This window comes from Paenibacillus terricola (genome assembly GCF_014779765.1).
Lineage (GTDB): Bacteria > Bacillota > Bacilli > Paenibacillales > Paenibacillaceae > Paenibacillus_T > Paenibacillus_T terricola.
In genome coordinates this window covers 175,835-195,836 of record NZ_JACXZA010000009.1, presented here as the reverse complement: position 1 = coordinate 195,836, position 20,002 = coordinate 175,835, and the positions used below count along the sequence as shown (strand labels likewise).

The 20,002-nt window shown below is 51.2% G+C and carries 16 protein-coding genes, 2 pseudogenes and 1 other annotated feature; of the genes and pseudogenes, 15 read left to right on the top strand and 3 right to left on the bottom strand.

Annotation, left to right across the window (positions count from 1 at the left end; translation table 11 throughout):
* Window positions 1-303 precede the first annotated feature (303 nt).
* Complete coding sequence (ilvB, locus tag H8B09_RS27665) at window positions 304-2,001, top strand: biosynthetic-type acetolactate synthase large subunit (protein ID WP_191206833.1); 1,698 nt, start codon at window positions 304-306, stop codon at window positions 1,999-2,001.
* Window positions 1,998-2,222, top strand: a pseudogene (gene ilvN / locus H8B09_RS27660) (acetolactate synthase small subunit); the annotation flags it as partial. The gene ilvB and the pseudogene ilvN, both read left to right, overlap by 4 nt.
* 87 nt (window positions 2,223-2,309) lie before the next feature.
* Here the strand turns inward: ilvN and H8B09_RS27655 are convergent.
* A complete protein-coding gene (locus H8B09_RS27655) occupies window positions 2,310-3,143 on the bottom strand; it encodes a hypothetical protein (RefSeq protein ID WP_224754079.1) in 834 nt (277 codons plus the stop codon).
* Between the two features lie 208 nt (window positions 3,144-3,351).
* On the opposite strand from H8B09_RS27655, the gene H8B09_RS27650 reads away from it, so the two are divergent.
* From H8B09_RS27650 to H8B09_RS27600, 11 genes and pseudogenes are all read left to right on the top strand, one after another.
* The gene (locus H8B09_RS27650) at window positions 3,352-4,866 is read left to right on the top strand and encodes a spore germination protein (RefSeq protein ID WP_191206830.1); all 1,515 of its coding nucleotides are present in this window, start codon (window positions 3,352-3,354) and stop codon (window positions 4,864-4,866) included.
* Window positions 4,863-6,077, top strand: coding sequence for a Ger(x)C family spore germination protein (locus tag H8B09_RS27645; RefSeq protein WP_224754078.1), 1,215 nt, complete (start codon window positions 4,863-4,865; stop codon window positions 6,075-6,077). The genes H8B09_RS27650 and H8B09_RS27645 overlap by 4 nt, the downstream gene beginning before the upstream one ends.
* A 5-nt stretch (window positions 6,078-6,082) precedes the next feature.
* Window positions 6,083-6,310: a hypothetical protein gene (locus H8B09_RS27640; RefSeq protein WP_191206829.1), complete on the top strand. Its 228-nt coding sequence runs from the start codon at window positions 6,083-6,085 to the stop codon at window positions 6,308-6,310.
* Window positions 6,311-6,326: 16 nt separating this feature from the next.
* Window positions 6,327-7,457 carry a GerAB/ArcD/ProY family transporter gene (locus H8B09_RS27635; protein WP_191206828.1) on the top strand — a complete coding sequence of 377 codons (1,131 nt, stop codon included), beginning with the start codon at window positions 6,327-6,329 and terminating at the stop codon, window positions 7,455-7,457.
* A gap of 14 nt (window positions 7,458-7,471) precedes the next feature.
* Window positions 7,472-8,242 carry a hypothetical protein gene (locus tag H8B09_RS27630; protein ID WP_224754077.1) on the top strand — a complete coding sequence of 257 codons (771 nt, stop codon included), beginning with the start codon at window positions 7,472-7,474 and terminating at the stop codon, window positions 8,240-8,242.
* A gap of 24 nt (window positions 8,243-8,266) precedes the next feature.
* Window positions 8,267-8,734, top strand: a complete 468-nt coding sequence (locus H8B09_RS27625) for a hypothetical protein (RefSeq protein WP_224754076.1) — start codon at window positions 8,267-8,269, stop codon at window positions 8,732-8,734.
* A gap of 131 nt (window positions 8,735-8,865) precedes the next feature.
* Window positions 8,866-9,462, top strand: coding sequence for a TetR/AcrR family transcriptional regulator (locus H8B09_RS27620; protein ID WP_191206825.1), 597 nt, complete (start codon window positions 8,866-8,868; stop codon window positions 9,460-9,462).
* A gap of 80 nt (window positions 9,463-9,542) precedes the next feature.
* Window positions 9,543-10,754 carry an MFS transporter gene (locus H8B09_RS27615; RefSeq protein ID WP_191206824.1) on the top strand — a complete coding sequence of 404 codons (1,212 nt, stop codon included), beginning with the start codon at window positions 9,543-9,545 and terminating at the stop codon, window positions 10,752-10,754.
* A gap of 85 nt (window positions 10,755-10,839) precedes the next feature.
* Complete coding sequence (locus H8B09_RS27610; protein WP_191206823.1) at window positions 10,840-11,961, top strand: GNAT family N-acetyltransferase; 1,122 nt, start codon at window positions 10,840-10,842, stop codon at window positions 11,959-11,961.
* A gap of 32 nt (window positions 11,962-11,993) precedes the next feature.
* Window positions 11,994-13,766, top strand: coding sequence for a cache domain-containing sensor histidine kinase (locus H8B09_RS31130; protein WP_191206822.1), 1,773 nt, complete (start codon window positions 11,994-11,996; stop codon window positions 13,764-13,766).
* Window position 13,767: 1 nt separating this feature from the next.
* Window positions 13,768-14,682, top strand: a pseudogene (locus H8B09_RS27600) (ABC transporter substrate-binding protein); the annotation flags it as partial.
* Here H8B09_RS27600 and H8B09_RS27595 read toward each other — a convergent pair.
* On the bottom strand, window positions 14,600-15,679 hold the full coding sequence (locus H8B09_RS27595) for an MFS transporter (protein WP_224754075.1): 1,080 nt from the start codon (window positions 15,677-15,679) through the stop codon (window positions 14,600-14,602). The pseudogene H8B09_RS27600 and the gene H8B09_RS27595 sit on opposite strands and share 83 nt — an antisense overlap.
* A 113-nt stretch (window positions 15,680-15,792) precedes the next feature.
* Between H8B09_RS27595 and H8B09_RS27590 the strand changes: the two genes are divergently transcribed.
* The gene (locus H8B09_RS27590; RefSeq protein WP_191206820.1) at window positions 15,793-16,608 is read left to right on the top strand and encodes an AraC family transcriptional regulator; all 816 of its coding nucleotides are present in this window, start codon (window positions 15,793-15,795) and stop codon (window positions 16,606-16,608) included.
* A 45-nt stretch (window positions 16,609-16,653) separates the two neighbouring features.
* Window positions 16,654-16,918, top strand: a binding site (T-box leader).
* Between the two features lie 75 nt (window positions 16,919-16,993).
* Window positions 16,994-18,658 (top strand): 2-isopropylmalate synthase, encoded by a 1,665-nt coding sequence (gene leuA, locus H8B09_RS27585; RefSeq protein ID WP_191206819.1) that lies wholly within the window; start codon window positions 16,994-16,996, stop codon window positions 18,656-18,658.
* An 86-nt stretch (window positions 18,659-18,744) separates the two neighbouring features.
* Here leuA and H8B09_RS27580 read toward each other — a convergent pair whose 3' ends face one another.
* Complete coding sequence (locus H8B09_RS27580) at window positions 18,745-19,938, bottom strand: MFS transporter (protein WP_191206818.1); 1,194 nt, start codon at window positions 19,936-19,938, stop codon at window positions 18,745-18,747.
* Window positions 19,939-20,002 lie beyond the last annotated feature (64 nt).

The following is a 20,002-nucleotide window of genomic DNA, read 5'->3' as shown; positions in this document are numbered from 1 at the left end:
TACAGAGAGCAGAGGGAACGCTGAGACTTCCGCCTTAATCCCTGTCAGATGTCGTCTTGGAGCTTGTTGACCGAACGTTCTAGTCCACGCCGCGGGTGGATTCGACTAGTAGGCTCAAACGTAGTGGCACACGTTATCGTGCTGCAGGTGAGGCGCTGCCTCACCTCTTGAGGCCGGTACCGTAAGGTTGCCGGTGAATCAGGGTGGTACCACGAAAATTCCCCTTTCGTCCCTATGGCAGATCAGCTTCGTGCTGTCTGCCGCGCGGATGAAGGGGGATTTTGATTATAGGGAGGAAATACGATGGAACAGAAGCTGATGACGGGATCTGAAGTGCTGCTTCACGCTTTGCTGAAGGAAGGAACGGAGTGCGTATTCGGTTACCCGGGGGGCAATGTACTCTACATCTATGATGCGATGGTCGATAACGATGAGTTCAAGCACATTCTGACGAGGCACGAGCAAGGGGCTATCCACGCGGCGGATGGCTATGCGAGATCGACGGGTAAGGTTGGCGTATGTATCGCGACCTCGGGACCGGGGGCAACAAATCTGGTTACAGGTATCGCAACGGCTTATATGGATTCGGTTCCGCTTGTTGTTATTACGGGCAACGTTCCGACGACGGTGATGGGAAGCGACGCTTTCCAGGAGGCTGATATCGTCAGTATTACGATGCCAATTACGAAGCATAGCTATCTGGTTCGCGATGCACAGGACATTCCACGCATCGTTCATGAGGCGTTCCATATCGCAAATACAGGAAGAAAGGGACCTGTCCTTATCGATATCCCGAAGGATATCTCGAATCACAAGATGCAGTATGATCCGGCCCAGAGCGAAACGATCGACTTACGCGGATACACCGCCACGCCGAAGCCAGATCATGCGGCAATTGATCGACTGCTTGATGCGATCGCCCAAGCCGAGAAGCCTGTCATCATTGCAGGAGGTGGGGTTGTTTACTCTGATGCATCGAATGAACTGCTAGAATTCGTAAGACAGACGCAGATTCCTGTCACCACCACATTACTCGGACTAGGCGGGTTCCCCAGCGGTCACGAGCTGTCGCTCGGGATGCTCGGCATGCATGGCACGTATGCCGCTAATATGGCGGTTCAGAATGCCGACCTGCTCATATCGATCGGCTCCCGATTCGATGACCGCGCAACGATGAACACGGCAGGTTTCGCCCCGCATGCGAAGACGATTGCTCATATTGATGTTGACCCTGCGGAGATCGGCAAGAACATTAAGACCGATATCGGCTGCGTTGGCGACATCAAGGACGTTCTCCAGTATGCCAACAAGAGGGCGCAGCCTTATCAGATCGGCAGCTGGAGGGCGACGATCGAGGCGGACCAAACGGCGAGACCTCTAAGTTACACGGATTCCGAGACGGAACTGAAGCCGCAGTATATTATCGAGATGATCAGCGAGAAGACGAACGGGGAAGCGATCATTACGACTGACGTTGGCCAGCATCAAATGTGGGCTGCGCAATTCTACAAATTCAAGCGTCCTCGGTCCATTATCAGTTCAGGCGGATTAGGTACGATGGGCTTCGGATTCCCATCAGCAATCGGTGCACAAATCGGTAATCCTGACCGACTTGTTGTCTCGATTAACGGGGATGGGGGCATGCAGATGTGCGCGCAAGAGTTGGCGATATGCGCCCTAGATCAGATCCCTGTTAAGATTGTCGTTATCAATAATCAGGTGCTCGGTATGGTGAGACAGCAGCAGGAGATCATCCACGGCAATCGGCTCAGCCATATCGATCTGGCGGGAAGTCCTGATTTTGTTCGACTGGCTGAAGCTTATGGGGTAAAAGGACTGCGAGCAAGCACGAAGGCTGAAGCGGAGCGGGTATGGCAGGAAGCTGTGGAGACGAACGGTCCTGTACTGGTGGAGTTTGTTGTAGCGAGAGACGAGAATGTATATCCTTTCGTTATCGGCGGAACGAACTTGGATCAAATGTTATTGGGGGAGAACGAATGATGCAGACCTATACGATTAAAGTACTTGTAAATGATCAGCCCGGTGTCCTGCACCGGGTGACCGGGTTATTCAGCCGCCGCGGTTTCAACATCGACAGTATGACGGTTGGAGCCAGCGAAGAAGTTGGCTTGTCGCGAATGACAATAGTGTCATCGGGGGATGAATGGGTCATCGATCAGATCGAGAAGCAGATGAATAAGCTGATCGATGTTATTGAATTAACGGTTGAGAGTGGAAGCTAAGGGCGAATCGAACAAGGGAGATGGCTCTTGGCGATGGGGCTGTCCTGAATAATCAGGGCAGCCTAATCATTGCTTCAACCCATTCAACGCATACCTGGACTTCACGAGCAGCCAAGCAATTAGACCATGGCAGACAAGGAACATTGGGTAGAACAGCCAGAGTGATATATAGATGCGTATGATCCCTGTCGCGTAGAGAACGATCTGAATGGCAGTCACAATGGCAAGCGCGGCTATGATCCAGCGGAGAGCGGTAGTCCAGTAGATTGTGCTTGTCAGAATGATGCCGGTTCCCAAGATGAATAGAAAGCTCACGACAACGTTGTCTCGCGTTGGATTCGCGAACCATCCGATATAGAAATCATTCGATCCTGCAAGAAGCATTAGAAAGGAAACGGTGTTGCACAAGCATACACAGAACAGCAACATGGATAAGTATCGAAATAACTTGGAACCACGGACAGTCTGATTAGCCCAGAAACGCGAAAGCCAGAAGAAAAGCGTCATAAATACGAAGGTGTAGGACAATCTCCACCAGTGGTGCTCATAGATGCCGAGACGAATAAACAACCATTCGACCCCCGTGAAGAATAGCGCAAATACAATGAACCATATGAAACGAAGACGAAAGGTAACGATTGTAATTCCGACAACAGGGACGGCACAGAAGTTGGATACAAGTGCGCCAAATAGCGAATCCAGATAGGGGTTATCAATAAGTTCAGGATAGTAGGTGTAGGAATTGAAAAGCACCAGAACGATGAATTCGAACACGAAAATCAATCCCGAAAGAGCGAGGAACCATACAAGCGTTATATAGGCTCTCGTGCGTAGAAAGACATAGGTCATCGTTACGACGGACAGGAAAACTAAAATCAAGTATGGAACAGCATTTGGCATATTGATCAGGTTCCCCTTGCTTCACAATAAGTAGTATGATCCCGCCGGAAATCCTATGAAATTCCTCGAATTTCCTGATGTCATCATTACCCGATATGGATGAACTTATTCTTGCTTTAAGCTGAACGCATGATATCGATGGCGTTTAGAATAATTAACCTCCGTTAATAATGGTCGATAACAACCAAGATGACGGGAGGGATGCGAAATGCCGACGAATACGAACTTGAAGACGCAGACCAACCTGGAAACGAACATCGAGGAGATCAGAAGGCAGACATGTTACAGCGATGACCTTATTATCCGCAAGGTACGGGTCGGAGCGGATTCCTATCCGATCAAGATCGCACTTTTATATTTTGACGCCTTATCCGATGAACAATTGATTTATCAGTTTATTTTGGAACCGCTCATGCAGGAATCGGTATCGATGGAGGGCCGTCAGCAATCCGAACTGCCCGAACTTATGATGGATTCTATCTTGGCGGTTGGACAAATCAGCAAATTCGACAGCCTGGATTCAGCGGTGCAATCGCTGATGAAAGGCTGTGTTGTCGTTATCGTAGATGGCTATACGGAAGGGTTCATCATACCGATGGCCGGTTGGGAGCAGCGTGCGGTTGCGGAACCGACGAACCAGACTGTCATTCGGGGTCCCAAGGAGGCCTTCACGGAAAACATTCATGTGAACATCGCCTTGATTCGCAGAATCGTCAAATCCCCGAATCTCGTGATGAAGAGCCGTACCATTGGCACGATGTCGCAGACGAATGTCTCGGTCATGTACATGGAGGGGCTAGCCGACAAGGATGTGTATGAGGAAGTATTCAGACGGCTGGATTCGATCGAAATAGACGCTGTTCTTGAGAGCGGGTATATCGAAGAGTTTATCCAAGACGAAACGTTCACGATTTTCCCGACCATTATTAATACCGAGAGGCCAGATGCGATCGCTGCATCCTTGCTTGAGGGGCGTGTCGCCATCCTAATCGATGGAACGCCGCATGTGCTGCTCGTGCCGAGCTTGTTCGTGCAATTCTTTCAAGCGGCTGAAGATTATTACCATCGTGCCGATATCAGTACGATCATTCGGGGGCTGCGATATTTCGCTCTATTCATTGCAACGCTTGTCCCGGCCTTGTACATCGCCATTACAACCTATCATCAGGAGATGATTCCAACTCAGCTCCTGATCAGCTTAGCGGCCCAGCGCGAAGGGGTGCCATTCCCTGCTTTCGTCGAGGCGATCATTATGGAAGCGACCTATGAAATATTGCGTGAAGCCGGGGTGCGGATGCCCCGAGCAGTTGGACAAGCTGTTTCCATTGTAGGGACGCTCGTTATTGGCCAAGCTGCTGTAGAAGCGGGAATTATTTCAGCCAGCATGATTATCGTCGTATCCATCACGGCAATATCCAGTTACGTTATACCGGAATTCGATATGTCGATCGCGGTCAGGATCAGCCGGTTTTTCTTCATGGGTCTTGCCGCAGCCTTCGGCATGTTCGGGATTTTCATTGGAATTGTCGCTATCCTGCTGCATTTGACCAGCTTGCGTTCCTTCGGCGTACCATATATGTCCCCAGTAGGTCCGTTTAACTTCGGCGATCAGAAGGACGTTATTCTACGGGTTACCCAGCGAAAAATGAACAAAAGGCCAAGCATGTTCGGCAAGCTGAATCCGTTCCGTCAGCCTAATCCGAGAAGGTGGAAGCGTACATGAAGGTTAGCATGAAAAGGTGTGCGGTCATGTTAATCGTCGTGTTCTTGCTGCTGCCGCTGACTGGGTGCTGGGATCGTAGAGAATTGAACGAGCTGGCGATTGCGGTCGGACTGGGGATCGATAAGGTCGGGGAGCGCTATCGCGTAACGGCGCAGGTCGTGCAGCCTAGCGAAGTGGCGACCTCGAAAGGCTCTGCCGGTTACTCCACGCCGGTTACGACGTATCGGGCCAGCGGCGTTACGATATTCGAAGCGATCCGTAAGATGACGACGATCAGTCCGAGAAAAATATATGCGGCTCATCTTCGCGTTGTCGTGATTGGAGAGGAGTTGGCGCGAGAGGGCATCGCAGAAGCGTTGGATCTTCTATCCAGAGACTATGAGCTTCGGATGGATTTCTATGTAATCGTAGCTAAAGAAACAAAAGCAGAGGATCTGCTGGAATTACTCACCCCCCTCGATAAAATTCCAGCCTCCAAAATATACAATTCGATTCAAGTTTCAGAGAAAGCATGGGCGCCTGTGTCCGCTGTTACGCTGGACATGTTCATCCGAGACTATGAGAGCAAGGGAAAAAATCCGGTGCTCAGCGGAATCAAAGCTACAGGCAACGAAGAAAAAGGGAAGCAGAAAAGCAATGTGGAAAAGCTTCAGCCAGATGCGAGATTGCGGAATAACGGACTTGCCGTTTTTCGATACGATAAATTAATCGGCTGGCTGAGCGAAGAACAGAGCAAAGGATATAACTATATTGTGAATCGTGTAAAAAGCACGGTCGGCCATGTCCCTTGTCCGAGCGGTGACGGCAATATCGCGCTAGAGATTATTCACTCGAAATCACGCATGAAGACGGAAGTCCGTAACGGGAAGCCGAAATTGACCGTCGATCTGCGAGTCGAGGAGAATGTAGGGGAAGTCATGTGCCAGGCGGATTTAACGGAGAAAAGTGTAATCGATGCGTTAGAGCGCGAGGCCGAACAGTCGTTGAGAGACATTATAGAGCGAACGATAAAGACGGGACAAGAAAAGTTTCATTGCGATTTCTTCGGATTCGGAGAAGCCCTGCATCGCAGCAATCTGCGGGTCTGGAAGCAGATGGAGAATGATTGGGAAGAGCACTTTGTCGATGCATCAATTACCGTAAATGCCAAAGTCGTCATTAAACGTACGGGTACAGTAGACAACTCGTTCATAGTAGATAAGGAGAGATAACAGGCATGTGGACCATTGCAGGGATTCTCGTCATAGCTGCATTCTGTTTCTTAATCGAGATTCCTTCCCTCAAGAAGTTCAAGAAGGACCTTTGGACCTTCTGCATGATGATGCTGGTGGCCATTTCGCTGAGCATCGTCTCGGCACGGCATGTGCCCATTTCGAATCCATTGGATTGGGCAGCGGCCGTGTTCGAACCGATAGGCGAATCGATGAAGAAAGCCTTCGAGTAACGATCGAGAAAGTGGGATGGCTTTGCTTGATAACGGCAAAATAAATGGACGTCAGTTAATGGTGCTTGTTTTCTTATTTTCGGTCGGCACGACGGTTCTCGTCATCCCTTCAGGGTTAGCCGGTATTGCGAAGCAGGATGCATGGATCGCGGGGCTTGTCGGCATTCTGCTCGGGATTTTGATCGTCGGCTTATATGTTTTGCTGTGGCGCATGCATCCAGAGAAAACGTTTGTTGGCATTTGCGAAGCGGTGCTTGGGAAGTGGGCGGGGACCGTTGTGTCGCTGATCTATTGCTTGTATTTGTTCATGCTGACAGCAGCCGTGTTGTTCTATGTATCCAACTTCTTTCAGATACACTTTCTGCCGCGAACGCCCGTTGTGTTCACCTGCGCGTTGTTCGCCATCATTGTCGTCATGGGAGTTCGAATGGGGCTAGAGTCAATCGCGAGAACGTCGGAGCTGATGCTTCCGTGGTTCCTTATTCTATTCTTCGTTCTCGTCACGACCCTGACGCCACAGATTAACGCGGACAATATGCTGCCTGTCTATGAAGCGGGTACGAAATCGGTTATCTGGGCTGGAATCATATTTGCAGGTACCGCTTATATGCCAATGGTGTTCCTATTCGCATTGCTGCCGAAGGTGCAGGATCGTCAGATGAAGCTGGCTCGCTTGGGGGTTTTCCTTGCTGCGGCAGCAGGCGGACTATGTGTCGTGCTCGTTACGCTGTTGTGTGTCTTGATTCTAGGCCCCGATTATACGATGCGAAGCATTTTTCCAAGCTATGCCTTGGTTAAGAAAATAAGCATCGGAAATTTCATTCAGCGGATCGAGGCCATATTAGCGGCCTTGTGGTTCATAACAACTTATATGAAGACGACCTTCTACTTCTATTCCTGGGTCACGAGTTTGTCGGAAATATTGCGGTTGAACAACTATCGAACGCTCACCTTACCGTGCGCGATCATTATGATCGTATTCTCGCAGATTGTTTACCCGAACGTCATCTATATGCAGCACTGGGATGAGACTGTCTTTCCGCCTTATATCATAACGATTGGAGTAGTCATTCCTGTCGTACTATGGATTATTGGTCTTATGAGGGGAACCACGGACGTTTCGCGCCAGCCCAAAATAACAGATTAGGAATGAGACAACCAATGCAGCGCACGACGGCATCCAAGTTTCCGAGAAGATTTACGAGTATCACAACAGGGTTCGATATCAACCAAATTTGGACGCGCAATCCTTGGGTCGTTGCATGGTGGTCTGCTGCTTTTCCCGGATTCGGGCATTTACTTCTTGGCTACTATACGAAAGGATTTGTACTGATCGCTTGGGAATTGTTCATCAATACGAAGGTCAATCTCAATGAAGCGATGGTATTCTCCTTCAACGGCAAATTTGATGCGGCCAAGGAAGCGTTAGTGCCGAGATGGCTGCTTCTCTATATCCCGATTTACTGCTATGCGATATGGGACAGCTACGGCAAAACAATCGAGCTGAACAAACATTGCCTGCTGGCGCAAAGCGAACCGGAGCCGATTAAGTTGTTCTCGATGAAAGGGATCGGTATCGCGCTGCTCGATAAACGGTCGCCGAGGCGCGCGTTGATTTGGTCGCTGATCTTCCCTGGACTCGGCCATTTGTATCTTCAGCGGCTGCCGATCGGCACATTCATAGCGGCGAGCTGTATTGGGATCTCGTATTACTCCCATCTGGCGGAGGCCGTCGTGCTCGTGATTCGCGGTTCGCTGGAGCAAGCGCGAGCGGTTGTAGATCCGGAGTGGTTCAGCTTCTTCCCGTCGATGTACTGCTTTGCTGCTTATGCAGCGTATGTTATGGCGGTGGAGATGAATGAGCTGTACGATCGGGAGCAGTGCCAGTATTTCAGAACAGACGTACAGCCCCCTGATTACCAGCTGCTATAGATGATAGGGAACGAGGGATTGCCATTGCATATTATCGCCGCATTCGAACCATCCGACGATTTGGAGATGGCAATACTTGCGCTAGAACGGGATGGAATCGACAGGAAGCATATCGCTGCCGTTCCGATGGAGTCGACGGCGGCCAAGCGGAATCTCCTTCATATCGTACATCGCGGAGGCGGCAACGGAGCATTCGATGCTGCGGCAGTTATCGGCACGATCTGTTCCGTCTTAGGTGCCTCCTTTGGTTTTGATCTGAAATGGGGTCCGATCCTATGGGGGCTTATCGGCTTAGCAATTGGTGCCACTATAGGTTACATACTGAATAAGGCGTTCGCTAATAGGGGAAATCAAGCGACGCCAAGTTCAAGCGTGAAAGCATCGGTCGTTCTGATCGTACGATGCGAAGCGAGCGAATGGCGAGCGGTGAACGAAATACTCAGACAGTTCTCTGCGATCAGTATCGGAACGCTGAATAGGCAGGAGGCATGACACGATGCATGAAACCTGCTATTAGCCAGCGAGTTTTTATTTTGAACAACCAAGGGAGGTTTGCTAAATGGTCGATCACAGGCTATAATACTGAATAAAAGTTCAGTATTATTCTATGAAGGTGAATCGTCATGAACAAGAAGAAGATGCAGACCGAGCAGACGAAGAAGAAAATAGCTGACGCGGCGAGAGCGCTGTTCGTGCAGAAGGGCTACAAGGCGACTGCAATTGAAGAGATCGTGAAGGCGACGGGCTGCAGCGCCGGCAACATTTATTATCATTACAAGAGCAAGGAAGGGCTCTTTCTTCACTTGGTGGAGGAGTGGAATGCCGAGTGGGAAGAGGCTTGGCAGCAGAAGGAATCGCTTTATTCAACGACGATCGACAAGCTGTACGGCATGGCGGAGATGATTGCGCTTGACCAGTTGAATCATCCGTTGACGAAGGCGATCGATGAGTTCTTCAACAATACAGAGAAAGACTCGGACATCGAGGAACGTATTAAAGAGATGAGCCAAGGTTATCTTAACTTCAACCAGCAGCTGCTTCAGCAAGGAGTCGACGATGGCGAATTGGCGATGGCGAATGTAGCTGGGCAGGCCATGATTCTCGATAGCTTGCTCATCGGGATCAGTTATCATACGCGCTATATGGGACGAGAGGAAACATTGGCAGCTTACCGGCTGGCCATGGACGTGTTTCTGCACGGCATCGCGAAGCCGAGCTAGCTAGTCCCCCTTTTTTTGTCATAATCTAGAATGAATATTCAGTATCTGTGAGCAACAAGATGCATCCGGAGGTTTTACGTATGGCCATTTTATTGAAAAAGCAAGGCGCCGTCCTTATTCTCATGTTAAATCTGTTCCTCGTATTCACCGGGATCGGACTCGCAATACCGATTATGCCGAAATTCATGGAAGAGCTCGGCATTACAGGCTCGGCAGTTGGCTTGCTTGTCGCGGCCTTCTCGCTGACGCAGTTTCTGTTCTCGCCGCTGGCCGGACGGCTGGCTGACTCTTATGGCAGGAAGAAAATGATCGTCATCGGCATGTTCGTCTTCGCCGTATCGGAGTGGTTGTTCGGCATCGCAGAATCGTCAACGCTGCTGTTCGTCTCTCGGATGCTTGGCGGTATTGCCGCTGCCTTAATTATGCCCGCCGTTATGGCATATGCTGCCGACGTCACTTCAGAAGAGGATAGAGCAGCTGGCATGGGCTATATTACCGCATCCATTACGACTGGTTTTATTATTGGTCCTGGCATTGGCGGCTATGTAGCCGAATTTGGTGTGCGAGTGCCGTTCTTCGCAGCGGCTGTGGCAGGACTCCTCGCAGCTTGTGTTACGATGCTGCTTCTGCGGGAATCTCGAACGGAACCGTCTAATGCTTCGGATAAGGCGGCTGCACCAGCCCAAGAACACAGCAATCTGTTCGTGCAGTTAATGAATTCGTATCGCGAGCCTTACTTTATCGGCTTGGTCATCGTGTTTGTTATGTCGTTTGGGCTAGCTAACTTCGAGACGGTATTTGGCCTGTTCGTCGATCAGAAATTCGGTTTCGAGCCGAAGGATATTGCCTTTATTCTAACATTTGGTTCGATTGCGGGTGCAGTCGTTCAATTGACGGCATTCAGCTGGATTCTAAATACATTCGGCGAGCGGCGGGTTATCTCCATTTGTTTGCTCTTCGCAGGTTTGTTCATTATATTGACGTTGTTCGTGCACAAATATTGGTTGATCTTCGCGGTTACGTTTATCGTATTCTTAGCGACCGATATTCTGCGGCCCGCGGTTAGTACGCAGATGTCTATGCTTGCGAAGGATCAGCAAGGCTATGTGGCAGGGCTGAACTCAGCGTTCACCAGCCTAGGCAATATCGTGGGACCCATTGTAGCGGGTGCGCTGTTCGATATAAATATCAACTACCCATATGGACTCGCTTGTGTCGTACTGGTTCTCTGTTTCGGCTTATCGCTCAGAGCCGGGAAGCGGGAACGGGAGAAATCGAAAGCTGCGGCTTAATCAATCCTGCAGCAATAGCAGGAGACTGGCCATCGTATCCGAATTGTTAAATAAGACAATTTAACAGTTAAGGAGCACGGTGACAATGGCTGAGTATAGAAGAGCACAACCTGAAGAAAGAGAAACGTATATTGATTTCGCCAACTACGTTTTTGGTATAGATTTTGAAGCCCTTCTTCCCAAAGTATACGGCGAGGGGATCGATTCTTCTTCTTTGCATATGGCGGCTGTAGACGAGCAGGGCAGAATGCGTGCTTTAGTTGCGGTCTTGCCGGAATTGCTGCAAGTCGGCGATAACAAGCTTCAAACCGGCTATTTGGGGACGGTATCCGTTCATCCTCGCGCGCGCGGCGAAGGGCATATGAAGGTGCTCATGAACCATTGGTTAGAGACGTTGAGGGCAGATTCCTACGATATGATTGTGTTAGCCGGCCAACGCCAACGTTATGAATATTTTGGCTTCACCGTCGGGGGATTGAAAGTCAAACATACGGTAACGCAGACGAACATTCGTCATGCGTTGAAGGAGGCAAGTCCGGATGGCTTGTCTTTTTGCCCGTTATTTGAAGTCGATGGTGCGGTGAGTTTTGCGAACAAGCTGAATATGGCAAGGCCGGCATATGTCGAGCGTGAAGAACAATTGCTGCCCCTTACCCTTAAGACATTTCGTCTAAATCCAATTGGCGTATTGGAGGGGGGCGAATTGATCGGCTATCTTCTCGTCAATCATGAGGGGAACGAAATATCGGAAATCGCGATGGAGCACCAAGACGATATTGTGCGTACGATCAAAGCTTATATGGTCAAACGGAGTGTGGAGCGGGTTACCATTTACTCTCCTGAGTATGATACAGCGCTAAATAGACGTCTCGGCGAGTTCGCTGAGGATTACGCTATCGAGACGTCTGATATGTACAATATTTTGGATTTTGCCAATGTGCTGCAAGCATATTTAACGTTGCAACATCGAACAATCGGACTTGTCACCGGGCAATTCTCCGCTATTATGGACGGGCAGCCTGTTACAGCTCGTGTTGATGAGAACGGTGTGACCGTTGAGCGGACGGCTAAGTCTGATGCAGTAATACTTAACAAGCAGCAGGCGCAGAAGCTGCTTCTCACGCAGCATAGTCGTTACATGGAGGTCGGCGCACCACAGGGCTGGTTCCCGCTGCCTCTGTTCTGGTATAAGACTGATAAGTTCTAAGTGGCAACGACAACTCGTGGGAGGCGTCACTCGTGACCCGCAAACCATCTATCCTTACGCAGCTGATTATCGGGTTCTCTGTCATTCTGCTGCTGATCCTGTCGATTACAAGCTTCTTCTCCTATCATTATTCCTCTCGTGTCGTCGTCGAGAAGACGTCGCGATTCATGCTGGAGTCCGTGAAACAAATTCGCGGCAAAACAGATGTTATGCTGCTTGAATATGATCGATTGTCTCAGCGCGTCGCCTTTAGTCCGCAGGTGCAGCAGCATTTTGCCGCAATAAAACGGGGGAAAGCTGTTACGCTCGGCAAAGCCGACATCATCCGCTTCGCTTCCGAGCAGGCGAGGCTTACCGGCTCTGAACTAACGATCCATTTGGTCGATTCGAAAGGTCAATTCTATTCCCATAATGATGCATTAACTTTGAATTGGAGCACGGAGGAGGAGCTGCACCGGATCGATTGGTATTCGGAAATCCATGCTCGCGACGGACGTATGTTATGGGTATCCGGGCCAGCCTGGAGCAATGGAACCGTTCATGCGGTCATCGGGGCGAGGCAGCTGAATGAATGGTCGACGCTGGAGCCGCTGGGAGACTTATTCGTGATGTTCTCCATCGACACGCTGCGCCGCGTGATTGAAGAGGATGACCAAAGCTTGACCCGGAATATCCAATTTATCGATTCGCGCGGCATCATCGTCTATTCGATGGATGCCAATAAGATTGGAACGCCGGCCGACACCTTCCTGGTCGAGCGAATGAAGAATAAAGAAGAAGGTTTGTTCAATTGGAGCGAAGAGGGACAGCCGTCGTACGTCGCCTATTCCACATCTTCGTACAGCGGCTGGACGGTGGTTGCTTACATTGATGCTGCAAGCGCTGTCAAGGATTTGAAGCAAATGCAGAAGGGCAATTTGTGGATCGGTATATTTGCGATTTGCGCAGCATTGCTGCTTGTCACGTTCTTCGCGTGGACGGTTACTCGGCCGATTCGTTATCTCGCCCATCGTTTGAGCAGAGTCGAGAGAGGCATTCTAACTCCGTCGAAGAGCAGGCTCATCAACCATGAGGTCGCGACGTTGTTCGAAAGCTTCAATCGGATGGTCACGCATTTGAACGAGACGATTCAGGATTTATCCAGTCGGCAGGCGACGGAGAAGCAGGCGCAGATTATTGCGCTTAAGGCGCAATTCCGGCCGCATTTTCTCTATAACTCGTTGAACACGATTTATTGGCAGTTGATCAATGATGACAATGAGAAGGCAGCCGAAATGGTGCATACGTTAAGCGATTTGATGCGATACAGCATTCAGCCTGGCTCTGAATTCGTAACCGTTCGAGAAGATCTAGACCAGTTGGATCGTTATTTACTGCTTCAGCGAGCCCGATATGGCGAGAAGCTGCAGGTGATCATCGAGACGGATGAGGCGTTATATCCGTGTAAAATGATGAAAATGCTGCTGCAGCCGCTTGTCGAGAATGCGATATCGCATGGGCTCGAAACGGTAAAAGGACGGAAATGGCACATTCGTATCGAGATTCGGCATACGGAGGAAGGGCTCCTGCTTGCGGTCGAAGATAACGGCATTGGCATGAGCATGGACGAGATGGCTAGAGCGCTTGATCCGAAAGACGACATGGCAGCGACGACAATGCTCCATTCCGGATTGGGATTGGCCAACCTGCATCAGCGAATCCGGCTCGTGTACGGGAAGGATTATGGAATTAAATTGATGAAAGGCTCGGAAGGCGGGCTGCGGGTCGAGATCGTACTGCCGCTGGATAGCGAAGGAGGGATGTAGCATGCGACAATGGATATACATAGCCCTCCTGATGATGTTCGCTGCTTTAACGGCGTGTTCGGCTGTACCGGTGTCGGAGGTCGATTCGCTGCAAGAAGATCGCCCAATCGAATTGTCGGTCTGGCTTCTGCCGGGTACAGGACTCGAACCGCTAATCGCCGAGTATGACCGTGATCATCCGGAATTGAAGATTCGCGTTGTGACCGCCCAATATGCCGATGTTCACAGCAACCTTCAGACGGCTCTCGCGGCAGGCTACGGCGCTCCCGACGTGGTCGTGATTGAAGGCACGTTCATCGACCGGTTCAAAGGATTTTCCTCCCACTTCTATAATTTGTACGATTATGGGGCGAAGGCGCTTGCGGGGGAGTATCTGGATTGGAAATGGATTAACGCGCAAAACGCGGATCATTCATTTCTACTCGCACTGCCAACCGATATCGGTCCGATTCTGCTCGCTTATCGGCGCGACTTATTCGAGAAAGCAGGACTTCCATCCGATCGGGAATCGGTATCCCGGTTGCTGAGCAGCTGGGACGATTATATCGAAGTCGGCAAGACGCTGAAGGAGAAGATCGGTACGAAGATGTTCAACAGTTTGCGAACGATGTACCGGTTAATGTTCAGCCAACTGGGGGAGCAGTACTTTGATCAAACGAGCGGGAGATTGATTCTGCAGGACAACGCCGAAGTTCGAAAGGCTTGGGACTACACGATGAAAGCCGCCAGTCTAGGGCTTTCCGCCGGTATAGAGCCCTATTTGCCGGAGTGGGGCATGGGGCTCGAACAAGGCAGCTTCGCCGTTATGCTGGCGCCGCCATGGATGACAGGCATCATGCGCAATACCGCTCCCACAGCAAGCGGCAAATGGGATCTGGCTGAGCTTGGGCCGCAACAATATGGCAATTGGGGCGGGTCGTACCTGGCGCTGCCCAAGGAAGGCGAGCATCCGGAGGAAGCATTCGCCTTGATCCGTCGATCGGGCTGGCGTAAGGGAGCCAGAGAGAGAACGGCGCCGTGCCGGCTATCGAGAACCAGATAATTCGCTTACGTCCGAACTTATCCGCGAGCGGTCCGCCCAGCAGCGTGCCGACCATACCTGCGAATTGCAGAGCGAACAACGATACCTGCGCGCGTTCCAGCGACAAGCCGTATTTCTCCATGAAGTAGAACGAATAATAACCCGTCATACTTGCGATATAGACGAATTTGGAGAAGAGCAGTACGATCAGAATCCCAAGCACGAATACGATGAATCCGCGGGAGAAATGCCGATCGCTGCTCGAGACAGCAGCAGCCTTCTTCCCGCTTGCTGCACGAAGCTGCATATGGTTCCCATACCATCTGCCGACATACCATTGAATGATAAAGCCGCAGACGGCTAGCAGTGTGAACCACAGGAAACCATGCTGTCCTTGCGGCGTAATGATGAAGGCAACCATTAGCGGCGCAAGCGCCTGACCGGTGTTGCCTCCGACTTGAAAGATGGACTGCGCGAGCCCTTTGCCGCTGCCGGCGACGAGATGCGCGACGCGCGACGACTCCGGGTGAAGCACGGAGGAACCGATGCCGATAAGCGCGGCGGAGAGGATCAGCATGCCAAGTCCTGGGGAGATGGCAAGTCCAATCATCCCGAGCAGCGTGAACACCATGCCAAGCGGCAGCAGCCCTGGCATCGGCCTGCGATCCGTGTAATAACCGATCAGCGGTTGAAGGATCGAAGCAGTAATGTTCAGCGTGAAGGCGACCCAGCCGATCTGGGCGTAACTGAGGTGGAGCGATTGTTGAAAAATAGGAAAAACAGCAGGGACTGCGTTCTGCATGGCATCATTAAGCAAATGCGCCATGCTGACGCCAAGTAAGACGAAATTGGCCGTCTGTCTAGTCGTCACGGCCACAGCAGGTTGAGACATTGCGATCACCTTTCTCGTTTTTTCCTATCGTATCGGAATCGCTGCGGCCCGTCTTTGCGATAATTGCTTGGCGAATGCGCAATTATTGCTATAATGAATTCGGGTGAAGAGAGATGATCGTTCAAATTACGACGCCGCGGATGGAACTGTGGCGGATAGATGGACCGTTCTCGAACGTTCCGCATATGCATGAGGATGATTTTCAGATTACAGTGCCGATGTATGGCACATGTGATTTCATACAAGAGAATCGCAGCTACCGGCTGTCCGATGGAAGCGGGCTCGTCCAGCATCCGCGGGAACGCCATGTGTTCGAGATTGGCGAGCAGGCTGGCGTTGTGATCTTCAAGGTGCGGCAGGCGGGTCTGGAAACGTTCGCGCGCAGAGATTCGCTTGAGCTTGACCTTCGGCAGCAGTTCGACCGGACGCAGCTTGCGGCGCAGTTTCACCAATGGATTGGCGCGCTGATGACCCATGATCCGAACGATCGGCTCGCGCAGGATGAGACGGAGGAGCACGTATTCACCTACTTATGCGACGCTTTGTCCGGCAGCCATAGGGACAATAACAGCGCAGCTGCGCAGGCTCATATTGCCGCCTTTGGCGTAGATGCATATATGACGCAGGTGCTTGAATTTATACATGCGCATTACACGGATGCGATCACGATCGAGGACCTTGCTTCGATCGCGAAGCAGAGCCGGTTTCATTTTATACGAAGCTTCAAATCGTCCTTCGGGGTTACGCCTTATCAATATGTGCTGCGGCTGCGAATCGACGAGGCGAAGCGGCTGTTGACGATCACAGATCGTTCCATTACGGACATCGGACTGCGGCTTGGCTTCTCCAGCGGGAGCGCCTTCTATCGGGCGTTCGTGAAGTCGGTTGGCGTTACGCCGGAGCACTATCGGATGGATCGACGGGTTTGATGGTTGATTTCGGGGCTTTGGTGGTATATAATTTGATCTAAATATTCAAGAACGTTGAAAAGGGCTAGTACGATTGTTCGAAGCGCTCAGAGAGCTGTTGGTTGGTGCGAAACAGCCGCGAAGAAAATCTGAACTCACCTTGGAGTTGCTCGCTGAACCTTAAGTAAGCGGAGCCGGAACCTGACCGTTATCAGCAGGAGGATAGCTCGTGTGTATGCGAATGATGCAGCAGACCCCTATCCGTAGAGTGCATGCCTGAGGGCATGAATTCGGAGTGGTACCGCGTAAGACACAGTCTTTCGTCTCTGTTAATGGAGATGGAAGGCTTTTTGTTTTTTCATAATAAACGTGCCAGCTGCAGATACGAATGAGAGGGTGGATCGCCATGAAGAATGTTGACAAATACACCAGAGGATATTTCATGCCGCCGGTGACAAGCTTGAAATGGACGCAGAAGGAATATATCACGGAAGCGCCAACGTGGTGCAGCGTGGACCTGCGCGACGGCAACCAGGCATTGGTCGTACCGATGAACCTGGAGGAGAAGCTGGAGTATTTCCAAATGCTCGTCGATATCGGCTTCAAAGAAATCGAAGTCGGATTCCCGGCAGCATCGGAGACGGAGTTCACGTTCCTGCGCACGCTGATCGAGCAGAACCTGATTCCGGACGACGTTACCATTCAAGTGCTTACCCAATCGCGTGAACATATTATTCGCAAAACGTTCCAATCGCTCGCAGGCGCTAAGAAAGCCGTTGTCCATCTGTACAACTCGACGTCCGTTGCGCAGCGCGAGCAAGTATTCCGCAAGTCGAAGGAAGAGATCATCGAGATCGCCCTCACAGGCGCGAAGCTGCTGAAGCAATGTGCGGAAGAGACGGAAGGCAACTTCCAGTTCGAATATTCGCCGGAAAGCTTCACGGGTACGGAGATTGAATTCGCGCTTGAGATTTGCAATCGCGTGCTCGACGTATGGCAGCCGACTTCGGCGAATCCGGCCATCATCAACCTGCCGGCGACGGTACAGATGTCGATGCCGCACGTTTATGCAAGCCAGATCGAATATATGAGCGAGAACCTGAGCTATCGCGATGGCGTTATTCTGTCGGTGCACCCGCACAACGACAGAGGTACGGGCGTTGCTGACGCAGAGCTCGGCGTACTGGCTGGCGCACAGCGCGTCGAGGGCACGCTGTTCGGCAACGGCGAGCGTACAGGTAACGTTGACGTTGTTACGCTGGCACTGAACATGTACTCGCATGGCGTGGATCCGAAGCTGAACTTCGACAACATTCCAGCCATTATCGCGGTGTATGAGCGTCTGACGAAGATGAAGGTCGGCGAGCGTCAGCCGTACGGCGGCGAACTCGTGTTCACGGCATTCTCGGGATCGCACCAAGATGCGATCGCGAAAGGCATGTCATGGCGCGAAGAGAAGTCGAGCGACAAATGGTCGGTTCCTTATCTGCCAATCGATCCGAAGGATATCGGCAGAGAATATGAAGGCGACATTATCCGCATCAACAGCCAGTCCGGCAAGGGCGGCATCGGTTATATTTTGCAGCTGAAATACGGTCTCGATCTGCCTGCTAAGATGCGCGAGCATTTCGGCTACTGCGTGAAGAACGTATCCGACCAGCAGCAGAAAGAGCTGATGCCGGAAGAAATCTATGACATCTTCAAGAACCAATATGTGAACCTGAAGGCGCCTATCGAGCTGGTGAAATGCCGTTTCACGGAAGAAGATGAGCAGGACTTCCAGACGATCGTTACGATTCGTACGGATGGGGTAGCGTTGGAAATCGCAGGATCGGGCAATGGTCGGCTCGATGCAATCAACAATGCACTGCAGACGCATCTGGGTATCGATTATTCCGACCTGGTGTACAAGGAGCATGCGCTTGAGATCGGTTCGAAGTCGCAAGCTGCTTCGTATATCGGCATCACGGCATCGAACGGTACGGTGTACTGGGGCTGCGGCATCGACGCGGACATCATGACATCGTCGGTCAAAGCACTGTTCAGCGCTGTTAACCAAATGGTTCGTTAATAGGGAAAGCCCGATCTTGAGGATCGGGCTTTTTGTTTTGCTCTGTTGCATGCTGCTCCCTCTATCACAGTGAGCCGCTGCCGCCGTTAATTCGTCGAACGCTGTTGAACCTTTTGAACAAGCCGAACGCGCATCTTGTGGTTCTGAACAGACAGGACAGCCGCTGTCAATGCGAGCAGGACGAACAAAGATGCAAGCCAAGGAAGGTATAACGCGTTAGCTTTATCGTTCAGCCTCACGAGCCAGCCTCCTGCACTTGCGCCAATCGCAAGGCCGAGATGAGTAACGGAAGTGTTCAGACTTAGAATGAAGCTAACAGAGCTTGGCGCGGTACGGACAATGTAGGCGTTAACGGCGGGGACAGCGCTGAATATCGAGAAGCCCCATATGCCGATCAGCGCTAAGCTGATTGCCGGGGAAATGTCAGCGAATAAGGGCATGGCGACTAAGGATAAGAATGAACCTGAAAGGCCAATGATCATCATTCGTACACTTCCGTAACGGTCAATGCCGATTCCGCCGAGCTTGGAGCCAGCGATGCCGACTACGCCTACGGCTAGTAGAACAACGCTTGGTGCATCGGATGACAGCTTCAGGGCGTGCTCAACGAACGGCGCAATGTACGTCAGCATAACCGAATTGCCTGCGCCGAGAAGCATGGATAGCAGCAAAGGACCGGCTACCGATACATTCTTCAATACCGTGAACTGCTGTAGGAAAGGTTCGGGTTTATCTGCTGGGATATCCGGTAGGCTCCGCTGCAGTGGGAGGAGAACGAATAGGCCGCCGATGGCCAGCGCGTAGAAAATCGACTCCCATCCCCATAGCTTCGACATGACAGCGCCGATAGGTACGCCCAGCACCATCGAGAAGCTGAAGGCAAGCGCGATCGTTCCCATCGCATTGCCTAGTTGATTGTCCCGAACAAGCTTCGTAATGGACCCGAGGGCAATGACGCAGAACACACCTGCGCTAATCCCGACAATCACGCGTATCGACATGAGAAATGCGTAATGGCTGCTGAATGCAAAGATCAGGTTGCTAAGGGAGAAAGCCAGCAGGGAAACCATCATCAATCGTTTGCGGTTTATGCGGGACGTCAGTGCAATAAGGATCGGCGTTCCGACTGCAAATCCGATTGAATAGGCTGTAACGAGCATCCCGGCTTGTGCGATCGAAATCCCTACGCTAGCTGCAAGCATGCTCAGAATGCCCGAAATGATAAGTTCGGCTGTCCCGGCGAAGAAGGCGCCAAGCGCGATAAGGTATACTTTGTTCATCTCCATCATCCTTCCAATTGACTATGGAAATGATTATAAGTAATTGACTAAAATATAGTAAGAA